16 protein-coding genes are annotated in these 19773 nt (G+C 70.1%); 9 read left to right on the plus strand and 7 right to left on the minus strand.

The window, feature by feature from the left end:
- The first annotated feature begins 66 nt into the window (after window positions 1-66).
- The 7 genes from BLS97_RS04195 (at window position 67) to BLS97_RS04225 (ending at window position 8623) form a co-directional block, all read left to right on the plus strand.
- Window positions 67-1623 (plus strand): amino acid permease, encoded by a 1557-nt coding sequence (locus tag BLS97_RS04195; protein ID WP_090474730.1) that lies wholly within the window; start codon window positions 67-69, stop codon window positions 1621-1623.
- Between the two features lie 201 nt (window positions 1624-1824).
- The gene (locus BLS97_RS04200) at window positions 1825-3198 is read left to right on the plus strand and encodes a glutamine synthetase family protein (protein WP_231988346.1); all 1374 of its coding nucleotides are present in this window, start codon (window positions 1825-1827) and stop codon (window positions 3196-3198) included.
- Between the two features lie 46 nt (window positions 3199-3244).
- Window positions 3245-4612: an aldehyde dehydrogenase family protein gene (locus BLS97_RS04205; protein ID WP_407938040.1), complete on the plus strand. Its 1368-nt coding sequence runs from the start codon at window positions 3245-3247 to the stop codon at window positions 4610-4612.
- Window positions 4613-4726: 114 nt separating this feature from the next.
- Complete coding sequence (locus BLS97_RS04210; protein ID WP_090474732.1) at window positions 4727-5497, plus strand: 3-oxoacyl-ACP reductase; 771 nt, start codon at window positions 4727-4729, stop codon at window positions 5495-5497.
- Between the two features lie 38 nt (window positions 5498-5535).
- Window positions 5536-6234 carry a gamma-glutamyl-gamma-aminobutyrate hydrolase family protein gene (locus BLS97_RS04215; protein ID WP_090481278.1) on the plus strand — a complete coding sequence of 233 codons (699 nt, stop codon included), beginning with the start codon at window positions 5536-5538 and terminating at the stop codon, window positions 6232-6234.
- Window positions 6235-6237: 3 nt separating this feature from the next.
- Window positions 6238-7260, plus strand: coding sequence for an alpha-hydroxy acid oxidase (locus BLS97_RS04220; RefSeq protein ID WP_090474733.1), 1023 nt, complete (start codon window positions 6238-6240; stop codon window positions 7258-7260).
- Window positions 7261-7312: 52 nt separating this feature from the next.
- Window positions 7313-8623, plus strand: a complete 1311-nt coding sequence (locus BLS97_RS04225; RefSeq protein ID WP_090474734.1) for a DUF4032 domain-containing protein — start codon at window positions 7313-7315, stop codon at window positions 8621-8623.
- 223 nt (window positions 8624-8846) lie between these two features.
- Here BLS97_RS04225 and BLS97_RS04230 read toward each other — a convergent pair whose 3' ends face one another.
- Window positions 8847-9338 carry a glutathione peroxidase gene (locus BLS97_RS04230; RefSeq protein ID WP_090474735.1) on the minus strand — a complete coding sequence of 164 codons (492 nt, stop codon included), beginning with the start codon at window positions 9336-9338 and terminating at the stop codon, window positions 8847-8849.
- A gap of 89 nt (window positions 9339-9427) precedes the next feature.
- On the opposite strand from BLS97_RS04230, the gene BLS97_RS04235 reads away from it, so the two are divergent.
- Window positions 9428-10921, plus strand: coding sequence for a carboxyl transferase domain-containing protein (locus tag BLS97_RS04235; RefSeq protein WP_090481281.1), 1494 nt, complete (start codon window positions 9428-9430; stop codon window positions 10919-10921).
- Between the two features lie 46 nt (window positions 10922-10967).
- Window positions 10968-12536, plus strand: a complete 1569-nt coding sequence (locus BLS97_RS04240; protein WP_090474736.1) for an LLM class flavin-dependent oxidoreductase — start codon at window positions 10968-10970, stop codon at window positions 12534-12536.
- A 28-nt stretch (window positions 12537-12564) separates the two neighbouring features.
- Here BLS97_RS04240 and BLS97_RS04245 read toward each other — a convergent pair whose 3' ends face one another.
- The 6 genes from BLS97_RS04245 to BLS97_RS04270 form a co-directional block, all read right to left on the minus strand.
- A complete protein-coding gene (locus tag BLS97_RS04245) occupies window positions 12565-14031 on the minus strand; it encodes an NAD-dependent succinate-semialdehyde dehydrogenase (RefSeq protein ID WP_090474737.1) in 1467 nt (488 codons plus the stop codon).
- 168 nt (window positions 14032-14199) lie between these two features.
- Window positions 14200-15033 carry a class II fructose-bisphosphate aldolase gene (locus BLS97_RS04250; protein ID WP_090474738.1) on the minus strand — a complete coding sequence of 278 codons (834 nt, stop codon included), beginning with the start codon at window positions 15031-15033 and terminating at the stop codon, window positions 14200-14202.
- A 225-nt stretch (window positions 15034-15258) separates the two neighbouring features.
- Entirely contained in the window at window positions 15259-16767 is a 1509-nt protein-coding gene (locus BLS97_RS04255; protein WP_090474739.1) for an FGGY-family carbohydrate kinase, read from the minus strand.
- Between the two features lie 100 nt (window positions 16768-16867).
- The gene (locus BLS97_RS04260; RefSeq protein ID WP_090474740.1) at window positions 16868-17944 is read right to left on the minus strand and encodes an NAD(P)-dependent oxidoreductase; all 1077 of its coding nucleotides are present in this window, start codon (window positions 17942-17944) and stop codon (window positions 16868-16870) included.
- An 11-nt stretch (window positions 17945-17955) separates the two neighbouring features.
- The gene (locus tag BLS97_RS04265) at window positions 17956-18933 is read right to left on the minus strand and encodes a 1-phosphofructokinase family hexose kinase (protein WP_090474741.1); all 978 of its coding nucleotides are present in this window, start codon (window positions 18931-18933) and stop codon (window positions 17956-17958) included.
- Entirely contained in the window at window positions 18930-19712 is a 783-nt protein-coding gene (locus BLS97_RS04270; protein ID WP_090481284.1) for a DeoR/GlpR family DNA-binding transcription regulator, read from the minus strand. The genes BLS97_RS04265 and BLS97_RS04270 overlap by 4 nt, the downstream gene beginning before the upstream one ends.
- Between the last annotated feature and the right edge of the window lie 61 nt (window positions 19713-19773).

A 19773-nucleotide genomic window follows, 5' to 3' on the forward strand; every position in this document is an offset into this window, starting at 1 on the left:
TGTCCGTACCATGTCGCGTCAGTCCTCACCTCCCCTGCCTTGCCCCACCATTGAAGGAGATCCACAGTGACGGCCACCCATCACCTGAACGAGGACGAGCGCCAGCTCGCCGAACTCGGTTACACCCAGGAGCTGTCCCGTTCCTGGTCCGGGTTCTCGAATTTCGCCATCTCGTTCTCGATCATCTCCATCCTGGCCGGTTGTTTCACGTCGTTCTTCCTGGGGTGGAACAACGGCGGCCCGGCGGCCATCGCGTGGGGCTGGCCCATTGTGGCGGCGTTCATCCTCATCATCGGTCTGTGCATGTCCGAACTGGTATCGGCCTACCCGACATCCGGCGGTATCTACTGGTGGGCCAGCAAGCTCGGGGGCGCCAAGGCCGGTTACTACACCGGCTGGCTCAACCTGATTGGCCTGATCGCCATCGTGGCTTCGGTCGCCTACGGGTGCGCAACCTTCCTCGACATCACCATCGGGGTCTTCGATTCCGGCTACACCTCAGGCAAGCTGGGCCGCATCTTCATCTACTTCCTGGCCATCCTGGTGATCGCCGCGCTGGTGAACATCTTCTCCAGCCATCTGCTCGCCGTCATCAACAACGTCTCCGTCTGGTGGCACGTGTTCGGGGCCGCGGCGATCATCCTCATCCTGGTGCTCGTCCCCAGCCACCACGCCACCATCGGCGACGTCTTCACCAAGGTCATCAACAACACGGGCATCTTCAGTGGGAACAAGGGATTCGCCTTCATCCTGTTCGTCCTGCCCATCTCCGCAATCCTGACCCAGTACACGATCACCGGGTACGACGCCTCGGCGCACCTCTCCGAAGAGACCAAGGGCGCTTCGAACGCCGCCGCCAAGGGCATCTGGCAGTCGATCCTGTACTCGGCCCTCGGCGGATGGATCCTGCTTCTCGCCCTGCTGTTCGCCGTGCAGGACTCGGACAAGATCAGCGCGGCCGGTGGCGGCGCGGGCGCCATCATCGCCCAGGCCCTCAATTCCGGTTGGGGCGGAACGATTCTGCTGGTTTCCACGGCCGGCCAGTTCTTCTGTGCGACCGCCTGCCTCACCAGCTCGTCGCGAATGCTGTTCGCGTTCAGCCGCGACCGCGCCGTCCCCGGCGCCAAGCTGTGGTCCAAGCTGAGCAGCCGGAAGGTACCGGCCAACGGCGTCATGTTGTCCGCCGTCATCGCCATCCTGATCACCCTTCCGGCACTGGTCCCGGTGGACATCAACGGCGTTCCGACTCCGGTCGCCTTCGGCGCCGTCGTATCCATCGGCGTGGTCGGGCTGTACCTCGCCTTCGCGATCCCCATCTACTACCGGTGGCGCCAGGGCGACAACTTCAAGGTCGGGAGCTGGAACCTGGGCCGCAAGTACAAGTGGATGGCCCCGCTGGCGTTGATCGAGATCGTCCTCACGTCGATCATCGCCCTGTTCCCGTACTCACTCGGCGGCATGCCGTGGGACCCGAGCTTCTCGTGGAAGTTCGTCAACTACACGCCGATCCTGGTCGGCGGGGTGCTGATCCTGCTCTGGATCTTCTGGCACGTCAGCGTGAAGAAGTGGTTCACCGGACCGATCAAGCAGGTCGAGGCGCTCGCGGAACTGAGCGAGCAGTAGACCTGGCGTCTCCCGCGGGGCGGGCCGAGGATCTACCGATCCGAGGCCCGCCCCGCGGTTTCGTGTTCCGCGGCTCGACGGCGGCCATCGGCCACCCACCGACGTGACCTGGACCATCGATGTTTGTACGCTCCTTTGGTGCGCCCGCAAGCGCGCCTGAAGATTCGCCGGGACCCTCGGCCAAACGAAGGGCAAGTTGACGTGACCGACCATCCTCGAAATCCCCGATTGCTCAGCATCGACGCCCTCAAGGACCTGATCCGCAGCGGCGAGGTGGACACGGTGGTGGTCGCCTTCACCGACATGCAGGGTCGGCTGCAGGGCAAACGGTTGCACGCCCAGTTCTTCCTGGACGAGGCACTGGCCCACGGCACCGAAGGGTGCAACTACCTCCTGTCGGTCGACGTCGACATGAACACCGTGCCCGGTTACGAGATGTCGTCCTGGGAGAAGGGCTACGGAGACATGATCTTCGCCCTCGACCTGGACACCATTCGCCATCTGCCGCACCTGCCCGGGTCGGTGATGATCCAGACCGACCTGACCTGGCTGGACGGGGAACTGGTGCACCAGTCGCCCCGGTCGATCCTCAAGGCCCAGCAGGCCAGGGCGGCGGCGGCCGGATTCACCGCGTTCGCCGGCACCGAGCTGGAGTTCATCCTGTTCAACGACACCTACGAGGACGCCTGGGACGCCGGCTACAAGGGCCTGACTCCGGCCAACCAGTACAACATCGACTACTCGATCCTGGGTACCACCCGGATCGAGCCGCTGCTGCGCGACATCCGCAACACCATGTACGCGGCCGGCCTGACCGTCGAATCGGCGAAGGGTGAGTGCAACCTCGGCCAGCACGAGATCGCGTTCCGCTTCGAGGAGGTGCTGGCCACCGCCGACAACCACGTGGTCTACAAGAACACGGCCAAGGAGATCGCCGAGCAGCACGGCCGGGCGTTGACCTTCATGGCCAAGTTCGACGAGCGGGAGGGCAACTCCTGCCACATCCACCTCTCCCTCCGGGGCACCGACGGCAGCCTGGTGTTCTGGGACAAGGACAAGGGTGAGCGGACGCCGCTGTACGACCACTTCATCGCCGGGATCCTGCACACCATGCGTGAGTTCACCCTCCTGTACGCGCCGAACGTCAACTCCTACAAGCGGTTCGCTCTCGGCTCGTTCGCTCCGACCGCCGTGGCGTGGGGGCTGGACAACCGGACCTGCTCGGTCCGGCTGGTCGGTCAGGGCAATTCGGCCCGGCTGGAGAACCGCCTGCCCGGCGGCGACGTCAACCCGTACCTGGCCATCGCGGCCATGATGGCCGGCGGCCTGTACGGGATCGAGAACGAACTGGAGCTGGAACCGGCCCTGGTCGGCAACGCGTACACCTCGGGGAAGCCGACGGTGCCGACGACCCTGCGTGAGGCCCGCGACCTGTTCGCGGCCTCATCCATCGGCCGGGCCGCGTTCGGCGATGACGTGGTCGAACACTACGTGCACGCCGCCGATGTCGAGCTGGCCGCCTTCGAATCGACCGTCACCGACTGGGAGCTGCGTCGCGGCTTCGAAAGGTTCTGAGCACGTGACCCACGCCAACTCCACCGCCCTGCGCTACTCCGGTCCGCTGTCCGGGGACGGCGGCACCACCACCCTGATCGACCCGGCGACCGCGCTGGAACTGACCACCCTCCCCCGGGCCTCGCTGGCCGAGACCGATGCCGCCATCGAGAAGGCCCATCGGGCCTTCCCGGCGTGGCGGGCGGTCGCACCGGGTGATCGGGCCCGGCTGCTGCGCCGGTTCGCCACCGTGGTCGACGAGCACCTGTCCGAGTTGGCCGACCTGGAGGTGCGCAACGCCGGGCACACCATCGGCAACGCGACCTGGGAGGCCGGCAACGTCCGGGACGTCCTGCACTACTACTCGGCCGCGCCCGAGCGGCAGTTCGGCCGCCAGATCCCGGTCGCCGGAGGCATCGACATCACCTTCCACGAGCCGCTCGGCGTGGTCGGCATCATCGTGCCGTGGAACTTCCCGATGCCCATCGCCGGTTGGGGGTTCGGGCCGGCCCTGGCCGCCGGCAACACCGTGGTCCTCAAGCCGGCCGAGGTGACGCCGCTGACCGCGATCCGGCTGGCCGAGCTGGCCCTGGAGGCCGGGATCCCGGACGGCGTCTTCACCGTCATCCCGGGCAAGGGCTCGATCGTCGGCGAGCGGTTCGTCACCCACCCCCTGGTCCGCAAGGTCTGCTTCACCGGCTCGACCGACGTGGGCAAGGGGGTCATGCGCGGGGCGGCCGATCAGGTCAAGCCGGTCACCCTGGAGCTGGGCGGCAAGAGCGCCAACATCATCTTCGCCGACGCCGATCTGGAGCTGGCCGCGGCCTCGGCGCCGGGGTCGGTGTTCGACAACGCCGGGCAGGACTGCTGTGCCCGGTCCCGGATCCTGGTGCAGCGCAGCGTGTACGACCGTTTCCTGGAACTGCTGGAGCCGGCCGTCACCGGGTTCCGGGTGCGGCCGCCGTCCGACCCGGAGGCCGAGATGGGGCCGCTGATCACCGCCGGTCAGCACGCCTCGGTGAGCGCCTACGTCCAGGGCACGAACGTCGCGTTCGCGGGCTCGACCCCGGGCGGGGACGGTTTCTGGTTCCCGCCGACCGTCGTCCTTCCCTCCTCCACCCAGGACCGCATCTGGCGTGAAGAGGTGTTCGGCCCGGTCGTCGCGGTGCTGCCGTTCTCGGATGAGCACGAGGCCATCCAGATGGCCAACGACAGCGAGTTCGGCCTCTCGGGGTCCATCTTCACCTCCGACGTTGGCCGGGCGATCCGCGTCTCGCGAGGGGTGGAGGCCGGCAACCTTTCGGTCAACTCGCACTCGTCCGTCCGCTACTGGACGCCGTTCGGCGGCTTCAAGCAGTCCGGCCTCGGCCGCGAACTCGGGCCGGACGCGCCGGACGCGTTCTCCGAGGTCAAGAACGTCTTCATCGCCACCTGAACCTTCGCGCCGTCCCGTCTCGGGGTCGCAACCGCGACCACCGAGCGCGGACGCTGCGGTCCCGCTCCACCCCTCCACGCTTCGCCCCACCCAAGAAGGGAAATCAACGCCAACATGTCTGGTCGTCTTGCCGGCAAGGTCGCGGTCATCACCGGAGGCTGCTCCGGCCTGGGCCTGGCCACCGCCAGGAAATTCGTCACCGAGGGCGCCAAGGTCGTCATCGGTGACATCGACGACGCCCGCGGGCCGGTCGTCGCGGAGGAACTCGGCGGGCGCTACCTGCGCACGAACGTCACCGACCCGGACGAGGTGAACGCCCTGTTCGCGCTGGCCAAGAGCGCCTACGGCAGTGTGGACATCGCGTTCAACAACGCCGGGATCTCCCCGCCGGAGGACGACTCCATCCTGACCACCGACCTGGCCGCCTGGCGCAAGGTGCAGGAGGTCAACCTGACCAGCGTGTACCTGTGCTGCAAGGCGGCCCTGCCCTACATGATCGAGCAGGGCAAGGGATCGATCATCAACACCGCGTCGTTCGTCGCCGTCCTCGGGGCGGCCACGTCGCAGATCAGCTACACCGCCTCCAAGGGCGGCGTACTGGCGATGAGCCGCGAACTCGGCGTCCAGTTCGCCCGCAAGGGGATCCGGGTCAACGCCCTGTGCCCCGGACCGGTGAACACGCCGCTGCTGCAGGAGCTGTTCGCGAAGGACCCGGAGCGCGCCGCCCGCCGCCTGGTGCACATCCCGATGGGCCGGTTCGGCGAGGCCGAGGAGATCGCCAACGCGGTGCTGTTCCTGGCCTCGGACGAATCCAGCTTCATCACCGCGTCGCAGTTCCTGGTCGACGGAGGCATCTCCGGCGCCTACGTCACGCCCCTGGACTGACGCGCAGGCGTGTTCGGGCATGAGGGACGATGGTCGGTATGACGCGCCCGATCATCGGCATCAGCACGTACCGCGAACCGGCGACCTGGGGTCAGTGGCAGCAGGTGCCGGCCGCGCTGGTCCCGGCCCGGTACGTGGACGCCGTACGGGCCGGCGGCGGCACTCCGGTGCTGCTGCCGCCCCTCGGGCCGAACGACGATGCGGCGCAACTGGTGAGCCGCCTCGACGGTCTGGTCATCGCCGGTGGCGCCGACGTCAACCCGGCGCGCTACGGGCAGCACCCGGAGGCCCACACCTCCGGGTGGCGTGACGACCGGGACGTCTCCGAGTACGCCCTGCTCGACGCGGCCGAGGACCTCGGCCTGCCGGTGCTGGGCATCTGCCGGGGCATGCAGGTGCTGGCCGCGCGCGCCGGCGGTCACCTGTGTCAGCACGTTCCCGATCTGGTGGGCCACGACAAGCACTCCCCCGGTCCGGGCGAATACGGCCCGGTCGCCGTGACCACGGTGGACGGTTCCAGGCTGGCCGGCATCGTCGGTCGGGACCTGACCGTCCCCTGCCACCACCACCAGTCGGTGCTCGACGCCCCCGGTTTCGTCTTCAGCGCCGCCGCCGACGACGGCATCCCGGAGGCCATGGAGACCGTGACCGACCGGTTCGTCGTTGCCGTGCAATGGCATCCGGAGACCGGGTCCGACATGCGGTTGTTCCAGGCGTTGGCCGCGGCGGCGGGTTGACCCATGGACTTCATCACTCTGCGGGCCACCGCGCAGGCGCAACTGGACCCGGTGGCCTGGAGCTACTACCAGGGCACCGCGGACGGGGACCCCGAGGCCGACCAGATCGCCTGGCAGCAGATCGCTCTGGTGCCGCGGGTGATGCAGGGGCTGGCCACGATCGATCAGTCCCTCACTCTCGGCGGGGCCCACCTGAAGACCCCGATCATGGTCGCCGCGACCGCCGGTCACGGGTTGGCCAACGACGACGGCGAGGTCGCCACCGCGCGGGCGGCGGCCTCGGTCGGCGCCCTGATGGTCTACTCCAGTTCGGCGACCGTCGACGTGACGACGTTCGGCGCCGCCGCGCCCGGCCCGTGGTGGGCCCAGGTGTACCTGATGCGGGACCGTCGGCTCAGTGATCGCTATGTCGCGCAGGCCGTGGCGGCCGGGGCGAGCGCCCTGGTGCTCACCGTGGATCTGGCCGGTTCGGTGGCCAACGCACCGTTCCGCACCGAGACCCAGCCCCGGATGTCGGCCCGCCCGGGCAACTTCCCGGGCCTGGTCTGGGAACAGATGTCGTCCCAGATCGACTCCGATCTGCGGCCCGAACACATCGCCGAGCTGGCCGCCGCCAGCGGGCTGCCGGTACACGTCAAGGGCATCCTGCACCCGGACGATGCCCGTATCGCCGTCGACGCCGGAGCGGCCGGCGTCATCGTCTCCAACCACGGTCGCCGTCAGGCGTCCGGAGTGGTGTCCACCGCCGCCGTGCTGGCCGATGTGGTGGAGGCGGTGGCCGGCCGCGTTCCGGTGCTGGTCGACGGCGGTGTCCGGACCGGGGCGGATGTGCTGCGGGCCATCGCGTTAGGCGCCACCGCGGTCGGAGTGGGCCGTCCGGTGCTGTGGGGTCTGGGCGCGGCCGGGGAGCCCGGCGTCACCTCGGTGCTGTCCCGGCTGATCGCCGAATTCCGGCAGACGATGGCGGCCTGCGGCGCCGGACGGTTGGATCGGATCGACTCGACGATGGTGCGAATACCCCGTTAGTGGAGTCGTGGCGGCACCGGGCGCCGAGCTGTGCCACGCTTGCCGCGTGCGTATGCAATTCGCGACCGGCCCCGACCCGACGGACCTGCTGACCCTGCCGTGGTCAACCCCGCTGGAGGACTGGCCCAAGGAGAAACTGGTCAGCCTGCCCCGGGGCATCTCCCGACACGTCGTCCGGTTCGTCCGGATGGGCGGGATCGTCTACGCCATCAAGGAGATCAGCCAGGGCCTGGCCGAGCACGAGTACGAGCTGCTGCGGGATCTGGCCAAGGCCGGCATCCCGGTGGTGCAGGCGGTCGGCGTGGTCGCCAATCGCACCACCCCCGAGGGCGAGCCACTGGATGCCGCCCTGGTCACCAAGCACCTGCGGTTCTCGCTGCCCTACCGGGCGCTGTTCTCCCGGCGGCTGGACGTCGACCTCGAGCCGAAGCTGCTGGACGCCCTGGCCGAGCTCCTGGTGCGGCTCCACCTGGTCGGGTTCGCCTGGAAGGACTGCTCACTGTCGAACACGCTGTTCCGCCGGGACGCCGGTGCCCTCGCCGCCTACCTGGTCGACGCCGAGACCGGCGAGATGCGGCCCTCTCTGTCCGACGGGCAGCGCCAGCAGGACCTGGACATCGCCGAGACCAATCTGGCCGGTGAGTTGCTCGATCTGCAGATGTCCGGGTTGCTGTCGGAGTCGGTGGATCCGCTGGCCACCGCGGTGTCCGTGATCGAGAAGTACGAGCGACTGTGGGCCGAACTCACCCAGCCGCAGACCATGGGCGAGGACGAGTGGTGGCGCATCGAGAAGCGGCTGGCCCGCCTCAATCAGCTCGGTTACGACGTGGCCCAGATCCAGATCAACGAGAAGGACGGCGACCCGCACATCCTGGTGCAGACGCAGGTCGTCGAGGCCGGACACCACCGTCGCCGCATGTTCAACCTGACCGGTCTGGAGATGCAGGAGAACCAGGCCCGGCGGGTCCTCAACGACCTGGACACCTACCGCTCGCGGGCCGTCATGCCGGAGACCGAGGTGGACGAGGACACCGTCGCCCGGCATTGGGTGACGGACGTGTTCGAGCCGGTCCTGGAGGCCGTCCCCCCGGATCTGGCCGCCAAACTGGAACCGGCCGAGATTTTCCACGAGGTGCTGGAGCACCGATGGTTCCTGTCCGAGGCGGCCGGCCACGAGGTTTCCATCGAGGACGCGGTGAAGTCGTACGTGGACAACGTGTTGCGGTTCCGCCCGGACGAGCAGGCGCTGCTCGACCCGGATCTGATGGGCAACGGCCTGATGAACCCGGACGACGACGAGGAGGAACCCGATCCCGAGGCCGACGCGGCCTGGGAGGCCGCAGCCATGCGGTACGGCGGGTGATGCCATCTCCAGCGGCGCCGCCGTACCCGCGTCGGGGTACTGGCTGATCCGGCGCCGGATCAGTGGCGGAGCGGCGGACCGGGAGGTCCGGCGGCAACCGGCGGCATGCCGGTCGCCGCTGAAGATGGTGCAGGGTGGCCGTTCTGTGTTCCTGCTCCCCGTTTCCTCTGCCCATCAGGAGGCCCGCGGCCGGCACGTGATACGTCCGGCCGGCCGCCCTACGTCAGGCCAGCAGCGCTTCGATGTCGGCCCGGATCTGCGGCGCGTCGGGCTCCGTGCGCGGGCCGTAGCGGCCGACCACCCGGCCGTCCGCGGCGACCAGGAACTTCTCGAAGTTCCACTGGATGTCACCGGTCCGCCCATCGGCGTCCGGAGCCTCGGTGAGCGTCGCGTAGATCGGGTCGCGCCCCTCACCGTTGACGTCGATCTTGTCGGTCATCGGGAAGGTGACCCCGTAGGTCGTCGAGCAGAACTCGGCGATCTCCTCGGCCGTCCCCGGCTCCTGACCGGCGAACTGGTTGGTGGGGAATCCGATGACGGTCAGTCCCCGCCCGACGAATTCCTCGTGCAGGGCTTCGAGCTTGCCGTACTGCGGGGTGAGCCCGCACCGGCTGGCCACGTTGACCACCAGCGCGGCGCGGCCGGCGGCCAGGGCACCGAAGGTGGTCGGTTCACCGGACAGGGTGGTGACGGGCAGGTCCAGCAGTTCGCTCATGGGTCGGGCTCCTCGATGGTCGGTCGTTTCCTCCGGTCCAACCCCGCCGGGCCGGATCGGATTCCCGGTGGGTGGACTACGTTGCGACGATGAGCGGAACGCCTCGCCTGGGGGCGGTCGACCTGATCAGCGCCGTGCTCGACCCCGGCTCCTTCGTCAGCTGGGACGCCCCGGTCACCCGGCCGGTCGACATCGATCCGGGTTACGCCGAGGAACTGCTCCTAGCGGCGCGAAAGGCCGGCACGGACGAGTCGGTGCTGACCGGCGCCGGCCGCCTGCGCGGGCGTCCGGTGGCGGTGCTGGCCGGGGAGTTCCGCTTCCTGGGCGGGTCGATCGGGGTGGCGGCGGCCGACCGTCTGGAGTCGGCCATCCGGCGGGCCACGAAGGAGCGGTTGCCGCTGTTGGCCGCCACCGCGTCGGGTGGGACCAGGATGCAGGAGGGCACGCCGGCGTTCGTGCAGATGGTGCGGATCACGGACGCGATCAGCGCCCACAAGGCGGCCGGCCTGCCCTACCTGGTCTACCTGCGGCATCCGACCACCGGCGGCGTGTTCGCCTCGTGGGGTTCACTCGGTCACGTCAGCGTCGGCGAGCCGGGCGCGCTGATCGGGTTTCTCGGCCCGAAGGTTTACGCCGCGCTGTACGGGGACCCGTTCCCGTCCGGCGTGCAGACCGCGGAGAATCTGTTGGCCCACGGTTTGCTGGACGCCGTGTTGCCGCCGGATCGGTTGGCCGACATCGCCTCTCGGACCCTGACGGTGCTGCAGCCGGCCGGGCCGGTACCGCCGGTGGACCCCATCGACGACGACCGGCAGGCGAATGTTCCCGCTTGGGAGTCCATCGGGCTGACCCGCCGGCCCGATCGACCTGGGGTACGGGAGCTGCTGCGGTTCGCGGCCACCGACGTGGTACCGCTCTCCGGTACCGGGCAGGGCGAGCAGCAGGCCGGCCTGCAGTTGGTCCTGGCCCGGTTCTCCGGCCGGTCGTGCGTGCTGCTCGGGCAGGACCGGTCGGTGCAGGCCGGCAGCAGCCTGCTCGGTCCGGCCGCGCTGCGCACGGCGCGACGCGGGATGCGACTGGCCGCCGAACTGCACCTGCCGCTGGTGTCGGTGGTCGACACCCCAGGGGCCGCACTGTCCAAGGAGGCCGAGGAGGGCGGCCTGGCCGGAGAGATCGCCCGCTGTCTGGCCGATCTGGTCGAGCTGGCCGCGCCCACGGTATGTCTGCTGCTGGGTCAGGGCTCCGGGGGAGCCGCGCTGGCGCTGCTGCCGGCCGACCGGGTGGTCGCGGCCCGTCATGCCTGGTTGTCGCCGTTGCCGCCGGAGGGGGCCAGTGCGATCGTCCACGACGGTGACACCCGTTTCGCCGCGGAACTGGCTGCGCGGCAACGGGTCAGGGCCGTCGACCTGCGCGCGTCCGGCCTGGTCGACCGGATCGTTCCGGAGTACGGGCACGCGGGGGGCGAGGTGGCCGCGTTCTGCCGGCGGCTGGGGAACGTGCTCGCCGTGGAGATCGATGCCGTGACCGACCTGGCCGTCCACGGGCGCAGCGAGCGAAGAGCCGGCCGGTACCGTTCCCTCTGACCGCGGGCCCGCCACTGGGCCGCCGTCTGATTCACGAGGGACTGCCATGCCGGACTATCAACACGACCTGCTCTTCGGGACCTTCGGGGCATCCTCGTCCGCCGATCCGGACGGCGCCGTCGAACTGGCCGTCGCCGCCGACGAAGCCGGCCTCGACCTCGTCACATTCCAGGATCACCCCTACCAGCCGGCCCTGCTGGACACCTGGACTCTGATGTCCTACGTGGCCGCGCGCACCACCCGGATCCGCATCACCGGCAACGTCCTCAACCTGCCGCTCCGGCCACCCGCCGTGCTGGCCAGGGCCGCCGCCGCTCTCGATCGCCTGTCCGGCGGCCGGGTCGAGCTGGGGCTGGGGAGCGGCGCCTTCTGGGACGCGATCGACGCCATGGGCGGGCGCCGGCGCACCCCCGGCGAGTCGGTGGAGGCGCTCGCGGAGGCGATCGGCGTCATCCGGGCCATCTGGGACACCTCCGAGAAAGGTGGCGTCTTCCGTTCGGGCGAGCACTATCCGGTCCACGGCGCGAAGCGCGGACCGGCTCCGCAGCACGACATCTCGATCTGGTTGGGCGCCTACAAGCCGCGGATGCTGCGGCTGGTCGGCTCCCTGGCCGACGGCTGGCTGCCGTCGGTCGGGTATCTCCCGTCGATCGGCGCGCTGGCCGACGGCAACGCCGAGATCGACGAGGCTGCCGCCACCGCGGGACGCGATCCGCGAAGGATCAGGCGGTTGCTGAACATCCGGCCGGAGGACGTCGACGTCAACCGGCTGGCCGACTGGGCGCTGGAGTACGGGGTCAGCGTGTTCATCGCCCCCGGCGACGACCTGCGCACGATCGAGCACTACGCGGCCGAGATCGCCCCGGCGGTCAGGGAGTCGGTCGAACGGGCACGCACCCAGGCGCCGCCGCCGGAACCGGCACCCGCCGAGCACGGACCGGTGGAGGTCGCCGGGCCGGTAACGGGGGAGTTCGCCCGGCCGGTAACGGGGGAGGTCACGGTACCGGCCGCATTGGGTGTGACGCCGACGCCGGACGACGGCGCCCGGCTGCTGCCGACCACGCGGTGGGACGAGTCGGCCCGGCCGTTCCCACCGATTCCCGATGGCATCCGTTACTCCGACCGAGGGCGGGCCGTCGCCGGCCATCTGATCGACGTGCACAACCATCTGCGGTCCGAGCTGGAGCAGCTCCGCGACGTCATCGCGCAGGTCCGGGCGGGGTTGCTGGACCCCGGGGTCGCCCGCTCGGCCATCAACGCGATGACCATGCGGCAGAACGAGTGGACGGTGGGGGCGTTCTGCGCGTCGTACTGCCGGTTGGTCACCACCCACCACTCGCTGGAGGACAGCGGGATCTTCCCTCACCTGCGCCACGCCGACGCCGCCGTTGCCCCGACCATCGACCGCCTGCAGGCCGAACACCTGGTGATCCACGACGTGCTGGAGGACGTGGACGCGGCCCTGGTGATGTTCATCCGCGACCCGTCGACCCACGCCGGGCTGCAGCGGGCCGTCGACTCGCTGACCGACACCCTGCTCTCGCACCTGTCGTACGAGGAACGGGCCCTGGTCGAACCGCTGGCCCGGTACGGGATGGCCCCGGGCCAGGTCTGAACCCGGGCCAGCGCCGGCCTCGGGCCGGCTACAGGGCGATGCCGACGTACTTGGTCTCCAGGTACTCCTCGATGCCCTCGAGGCCACCCTCGCGACCGATACCGGAGGCCTTGACGCCGCCGAACGGAGCGGCCGGGTTGGACACGATGCCCTGGTTGATGCCGACCATGCCGGTCTCCAACCGCTCGGCCACGGTGAGCGCCCTGGTCAGGTTCTCGGTGAACGCGTAGGCGACCAGACCGTATTCGGTGTCGTTGGCCAGCAGGATGCCCTCGTCGTCGGTGCTGAAGGTGGTGATCGGGGCGACCGGGCCGAAAATCTCCTGGTGGAACATGTCGGCCGTCGGCGGCACGTCGGTCAGCACGGTCGGGGCGTAGAAGTAGCCCTTGTCCCCCACCGTCTTCGCGCCGGTCAGCACCTTGGCCCCGGAGTCAAGGGCGTCGGCCACGAGCTCGGAGACCTTGGCCACGGCGGCCGCGTCGACCAGCGGGCCGACCTGGACCCCGTCGTCGATGCCGGGGCCGATCTTCATCGCCCCCATCCGCTGGGCCAGCCGCTCGGAGAACTCCGCCGCCACCGACTCGTGGACGATGAAGCGGTTCGCCGCCGTGCAGGCCTCGCCGATGTTGCGCATCTTGGCCAGCATCGCCCCGTCGACCGCGCGGTCGAGGTTGGCGTCGGCGAAGACGACGAACGGCGCGTTGCCGCCGAGTTCCATGCTGACCTTGAGCACCTGCTGGGCCGACTGCTCGATCAGCCGCTGCCCGACCGGGGTCGACCCGGTGAAGGTGAGCTTCCGCAGCCGCGGGTCGCGGATGATCGGTTCCGAGACCGCACCCGAACGCGAGGTGGTGATCACGTTGACCACCCCGCCCGGGACGCCGGCCTCGGTCAGCAACTTGGCCAGGGCCAGAGTGGTGAGCGGGGTCTGCGCGGCCGGCTTGATGACGACAGTGCAGCCGGCGGCCAGGGCGGGCCCGATCTTGCGGGTACCCATGGCCAGCGGGAAGTTCCACGGGGTGATGGCGTAGACCGGGCCGACGGGCTGCTTCATGGTCATCAGCCGGGTTCCGCCGGACGGAGCGACCGCGTACCGGCCGGCGATCCGGACCGCCTCCTCGGAGAACCAGCGGAAGAACTCGGCACCGTAGGCGACCTCGCCCCTGGCCTCGGCCAGCGGCTTGCCCATCTCGAGCGTCATCAGCAGGGCGAACTCCTCGGTCCGCGCGACGAGCAGCTCGTACGCCTTCCGCAGGATCTCCCCCCGCTGCCGGGGATCCGTTGCCGCCCAATCCTTCTGCGCCGCCACGGCGGCGTCGAGGGCCAGCAGCCCCTGGGCCGGAGTGGCATCGGCCACCTCGGCCAGGATGGAGCCGTTGGACGGATCCTCGACCGGCACCCCGCCGTCCCCGTCCAGCCACGCCCCACCGATGAACAGCCCGGTGGGGACCGCTTCGACGACCTCGGAGATACGCGACGCGGTGATGGTGGACATGATTCTCACTCTCTGATCCGCCGGCCTCGCTGCCGGTCCGACTACTTCCCGTCGGTGACGATCCTAGGCGCGTCGCCCGCGTTGCGGCGGCGGTGCCCGGCGGCGGGCACCGGACCGGGTGGACCCCACCGGACCGGGTGGACCGAGCGTGACCAGCGGCGAGAACGGTCAGCCGCGGAGCAGCCGCAGCAACAACGCGACCTCGTTCGCCACGGCGTCGCGACCGGGGCCCAGGTACTTGCGGGGATCGGTGACGCCCGGGTTCTCGGCCAGCACCTCACGGACGACGGCCGTCATGACCTGGTTCAGCCGCGTCGCGATGTTGACCTTCGTCATACCGGCCCTGACCGCCGTGACCAGGCCCGGATCGTCCACGCCGGACGATCCGTGCAGCACCAGCGGCACCGGTACGCCGGCGCGCAGGGACCGCACCAGTTCCAGGTCGACCTGCGCCGAGCGGTTGGCCATGGCGTGGGAGGTACCGACCGCGACGGCCAGGCTGTCCACGCCGGTGGCGGCGACGAAAGCGGCCGCCTCGATCGGGTCGGTCCGGACGCCGGGCGCGTGGGCGCCGTCCTTGCCGCCGACCTCACCGAGTTCGGCCTCCACCGCCACCCCGGCCGCGTGGCACCGGGCGACCACGTCGGCCGTCCGGGCCTGGTTGTCGGCGTAGTCGAGCTTGGCGCCGTCGAACATCACCGAGGTGAACCCGAGCGCCACCGCCTGGTCGATGAGGTCCTCGCTCTCGGCGTGGTCGAGGTGCACCACGACCGGGACGGTGGCCGCCGCGGCGATCGCGAGGGAGGCGGCACCGATCCCGGCCAGCCCGCGGTGGAAGGCGGCCGTGTTCTCCGAGACCTGCAGGACCACCGGCAGGCCGGCCTGCTCGGCCCCGGCCACGATGGCCTCGGCGTGCTCGATCTGGATCACGTTGAACGCGCCGATCGCGTATCCACCGGATCGGGCCGCGGCCAGCAGCGGGCGGGGGTCGGACAGGGTCACAGCGACTCCTTCGTTCGGGATTCAGTGCTCATGCGGGTTTCAGTGCTCGTGCGGGTTTCAGTGCTCGTGCGGTTCAGTGCTCGGGCGGCGCGGGCGGCTGACGTGGATGCGCATACCGAACTGCCCGGCGCGCCGGATCTCCGGCGCTTTCCGGGCAGTTCGATGCGCGCCGGGCAGAACTGTATGCGCACAAGGGCGGCCGCATGAGGCACCGGGGCACCGTCGTCACGAGGCGGCGGACTGCAGGGCGGCGGCGATCCGGCTCCATTGGAGATAGCGCCGATCGAGCAGGGCCTTCCGATCTGCCCGGGGGTGCTGGGTCCGGACCACGGTGACACAGGCCCGCGCCGCCTGGTCGACATCGACGAACAACCCGACCCCGACCCCGGCCAACATCGCCGACCCGCGGGCCCCGGACTCCACCGCGTCCGTCACCTGGACCGACAATCCGGTGGCATCGGCGAACAGCTGCGTCCACTCCTCGCTCCGCGTGCCGCCCCCGGAAAGCCGCACCGGACGGACGTCGATCGGCCCGGCGCCGCGCAGCGCCTCCAGGTGGTACCGGTGGGTGAACACCACACCTTCCAGCCCGGCCCGGAGCAGGTCGGTTGGACCGTGCCAGCTGCCGAGCCCGGTGAACGCACCGCGAATGGCCGGGCTGAGCATGGTGCCGTACACGAACGGCAGGAAGTACGGATCGTCCTCGTGCACCCCGACGCCGTCGCGGTCGGCCAGGGCGGCCGAGACCGCGTCGGCGACCAGGCCGGACGGCTGCGCCGTCACCTGCCGTACCCAGTCGACGGCCGTCGCTCCGGCCGGGGAGGTCGACATCACCAGGAACCGGTCCGGCGCCAGGGAACCCCTGGCCTGCCACTGCCAGGACGGCAGGGCCTCGGTGGTCACCAGTTGGTTGATGTTGAACGTGCCGAGGATGGCGCTGACGCTGCCCGGGGTCAGGGCGCCGATGCCGAGGGCGGCCGCGTGCACGTCGTGGCTGCCGGTGATCACCGGCGTGCCGACGGCCAGAGTCGTGACCGCTGCTGCTTCTTCGGTCACGTGCCCGGCGATCGCCCCGCTGTCCAGGATCGGCGGCAGCAGGTGGGCGGCATCGGCCAGCCCGCAGATCTCGGTGGCCCGCGCCGACCAGGCCCGGGCGCGGACGTCGCAGAAGCCGGCGGCTGCCTCGGTAGGATCGGTGGCCACTTCCCCGGTCAGCTGCAACCGCAGCCAATCCTTGCAGAACAACATGTGCGCGGCCCGCGCGAAGTTCTCCGGCTCGTTGTCCCGCAACCAGTTCAGCGTGGCCGGCGGCGAGTACGGGGCCGGCACCTGTCCGGTGATCGAGATCAGCTCGTCGGCCACCGCGCCGGTGTTCCACCGCTCGGAGTAGGCCGCGGCCCGGGTGTCGGTGGCCAGGATCGCGGCCCGCACCGGACGCCGGTCCGCGTCGACCAGGTAGAGGCCGTCACCGTGGGCGCCGATGCCGACCGCGGCGACCTGGCGGCCGCTGATCCCGGCGTCGACCAGGGCATCGGCGATGGCTCCGGCCGCCGACTGCCAGACGACGTCCATGTCGCGTTCCTGCCATCGCGGATGGAGGCTGAACGTGGCCGTGGGGCGCGCGCCCCGGCCGATCTCGGCGCCCCGGACGTCGAACACGGCTGCCTTGATCACGGTGTGTCCGGCGTCGATGCCGATCAGGTAGTCACGGCTCGCGCCGTCTGGCGCGTTCATGCCGCTTCCGACCGTTCGGCCGCGACAAGGACGACCACGTGGGCCACACCGATCCCAGAACCTCGTCGGTCAGCGTGGGTGCGGTCGATGAGAGCGGCGGTCACACCCAGCCCAGGTCTTTCGCGTTGACCGCCTTGAGGACCTTGCCGGTGGCGGCGAATTCGGCCGCTGCGCCGACCACCATCTGGGCCGAGGTGATGTTGGTACCGGTGGTGTCGCCGCCGAAGTGGGTCGTCATGGTGACGTTGTCCAGGGCGCGCCACGGCGAGTCGGCCGGCAGGGGTTCGTCGTCGAAGACGTCAAGGGCGGCACCGGAAATCGCACCGGAGGCCAGCACGTCGTAGAGGGCGTCGTAGTCGACCAGTCGCGAGCGGGCGCCGTTGATGAAGTAGGCGCTCGGTTTCATCGCCGCGAACTGCTCCTTGCCGATGAACCGCGAGGTCTCCGGCGACAGGCGGGCCAGGACGAGAATGAAATCGGACTGCTCGAAGACATCGTTGAGTTTCTCGACCTTGGTGACTCCGGACTCGGCGAGCAGCTCGGCCGAGGCGTACGGATCGTAGGCGATCAGTTTCGGGCCGAAGCCGGAAACCCGCTGGGAGAAGACCTTCCCGACGTGCCCGAATCCGACCATACCGACGGTGGAGTGGGCGATCTCGACCCGGCTGCCCGGGAACTCCTTGCGCCAGCCGCCGGACTTGATGGACTGGTCGGCGCGGGCGATGTTCCGCGTCTCGGCCAGCATCAGACCGATCTGCAACTCGGCCACGGCGCCGGCGTTGCGGCCCATGGCCGGGACGACGCCGATGCCACGGGCGGTGGCCGCGGCGATGTCGATGTTCTCCAGGCCGGCGCGGGCCACGGAGATGAGCTTGAGGTCGGTGCCGGCCTCGATGACGTCGGCGCCGACCGGCGCGAAGTGCAGACCGAGGATCGCGGCGCCGGGCACGGCGGCGAGCAACTCGGGTGACGCCGGTACTCCGTTCGCCCCCTTGACCTCCATGATGGCTTGGGCCGCATGATGTTCGGACTTGGTGCCGGCCAGGGCGATACCCCGCAGGTGGAGTCGGGCCGCGTCCGGCGCCGGCAGCTGGGCCAACGCGTCGCTGTAGGCGTCGACCGGGATGAACCCGTCACCGACGATCAGCAGATCGAGAGCAGATGTCTTGTCGGACATGATGTTTCCCCTCAGGTAGTGCGCAGTTGGGTGATCGTGACGGCGGCGATGTCGGCCCCGGCGGCCACGTCACCAGAGGTGCTCTCCATGGCACACGCGGCGGTGCCCCAGGCGACGGCGGTGGCCAGCGCCCCGCCGGGGTCGGCGACGTGGCCCGGCCGGACGGACCCGGCGACCGATAGGAAGCCGGCCAGCAGCGCATCACCGGCGCCGACCGTGTTGACCGGGACGATCGGCGGGGCGACGCCGTGCCAGCGGCCGGACGCGTCGGCATAGACAGCGCCACTGGAGCCCAGGGTGGCCAGCACGGCACCGTCGATGCGCGCGGACATCTGCTGGGCCCAGCCCGCCGCCAGGTCGACCAGGCCGGTTGCTCCACCGTCCGGATCGAGGGTGTGCGGATCCACGCCGACCAGTTCGGCCAGCTCCAGGTGGTTCGGGGCGATCAGGTCGGGCTTCGCGGCCAGGGCGAGTTCCAGTGCCGTCCCGGAGGAGTCCACCGCGCTCCGGGCCCCGTGACGACGGGCAAGTTCCACCAACCGAGCTGGGACGTGTTGCGCCCCAGCGGGAACCGACCCGGAACACAGCACCCAGGCTCCGGGATGCTGGAGCAGCAGGTCGTCGACGATTCGCTCGATGTCGGCCCACACCTGGTCCGGCAGCGCCGGCGACGGGGCGTTCATCTTGGTCGTGCGACGGCCGGCGACGGCCAGGGTGGTGTTCGTCCGGGTCGGCACGTCCGTCTGAACGGCGAGGAACGGGACACCGTCGGCAGTCAGCAACTCGGCCAGGTGACGGCCCTCGGGGCCGCCCAGCGGGAGGACGGCCACGGTCGCCGCGGCCGCGGCGGCCAGGGCCCGGGACACGTTGACCCCCTTGCCGCTGGCTTCCACCTCGCTCGAGGTCGCCCGGTTGACGCGTCCTTCGACGAACTCGGTGGCCCGGTAGGTCCGGTCCAACCCGGGGGCCGGCGTGACGGTGATGATCACGTGAGGATCACTGGGGTGCCCTGCTTTCTGATCTGCTCGACAACCATGCGGGGGGCCGACGTTTCCGAGATGACGAGGTCCATCTCGGGCACCTTGGCGAAGACCGCGAACGAGTCCCGGCCGAACTTGGTGGCGTCGGCCAGCAGCACGCTTCGTCGGGCGGCGGCGACGGCCGCACGCTTGACGGTGGCCACGCCCAGATCCGGGCACGTGAGCCCGCGCTCGACGGTCAGGCCGTTGGTGCCGATGAAGGCGACGTCGACCACGATCTCGGCCAGCATGCGAGCCGGCCACGAACCGGACGCGGCCATCGAACCGGACCGGAGCGGGCCACCCAGCAGGATGGCCGAGATCCGAGGATGGGCGCTGAGCTCGGTGATGACCGGGATGGATCCGGTCACCACGGTCAGTGGTCGTTCGGGATCAAGCGCGCGGGCCAGCATGACGGCGGTCGACCCCTCGTCGAGGAAGATCACCTCGGCGTCGCGGATCTCGGTCAACGCCTTGGCGGCGATGCGGGCCTTCTCCGGCTGGTTCCGCTCGGCCCGCGAACTGACCGTGCCCTCGAAGCCGATCCGGTCCACCGGCAGCGCGCCGCCGTGAACCCGTTGCACCAGACCCTGTTTCTCCAGATCGGCCAGGTCACGACGAACGGTCTCGGGTGCCACCCGGAGCGACGCGGCCAGATCGTTGACCGCGACCCGGCCGTCCTGACGGGCCAGCGTCAGGATCTGCTGACGGCGCTCGACCGCGTAACGGATCCCGTCCGTCTCGCTCATGCCCACGCTCCCGTCGCCATTGCCGCGCTGCCCTGCCCGCATCGGTGGACTTGCGCCCGTT

This window comes from Nakamurella panacisegetis (genome assembly GCF_900104535.1).
GTDB classification, from domain to species: domain Bacteria; phylum Actinomycetota; class Actinomycetes; order Mycobacteriales; family Nakamurellaceae; genus Nakamurella; species Nakamurella panacisegetis.

Bases quoted from the DNA above. Each gene is read 5' to 3' on its own strand.
- BLS97_RS04225 (WP_090474734.1), top strand. From the start codon at position 7,313: ATGCAATTCGCGACCGGCCCCGACCCGACGGACCTGCTGACCCTGCCG.
- BLS97_RS04245 (WP_090474737.1), bottom strand. From the start codon at position 14,031: ATGTCCACCATCACCGCGTCGCGTATCTCCGAGGTCGTCGAAGCGGTC.
- BLS97_RS04215 (WP_090481278.1), top strand. From the start codon at position 5,536: ATGACGCGCCCGATCATCGGCATCAGCACGTACCGCGAACCGGCGACC.
- BLS97_RS04210 (WP_090474732.1), top strand. From the start codon at position 4,727: ATGTCTGGTCGTCTTGCCGGCAAGGTCGCGGTCATCACCGGAGGCTGC.
- BLS97_RS04260 (WP_090474740.1), bottom strand. From the start codon at position 17,944: ATGTCCGACAAGACATCTGCTCTCGATCTGCTGATCGTCGGTGACGGG.
- BLS97_RS04270 (WP_090481284.1), bottom strand. From the start codon at position 19,712: ATGAGCGAGACGGACGGGATCCGTTACGCGGTCGAGCGCCGTCAGCAG.
- BLS97_RS04235 (WP_090481281.1), top strand. From the start codon at position 9,428: ATGAGCGGAACGCCTCGCCTGGGGGCGGTCGACCTGATCAGCGCCGTG.
- BLS97_RS04230 (WP_090474735.1), bottom strand. From the start codon at position 9,338: ATGAGCGAACTGCTGGACCTGCCCGTCACCACCCTGTCCGGTGAACCG.
- BLS97_RS04240 (WP_090474736.1), top strand. From the start codon at position 10,968: ATGCCGGACTATCAACACGACCTGCTCTTCGGGACCTTCGGGGCATCC.
- BLS97_RS04220 (WP_090474733.1), top strand. From the start codon at position 6,238: ATGGACTTCATCACTCTGCGGGCCACCGCGCAGGCGCAACTGGACCCG.
- BLS97_RS04255 (WP_090474739.1), bottom strand. From the start codon at position 16,767: ATGAACGCGCCAGACGGCGCGAGCCGTGACTACCTGATCGGCATCGAC.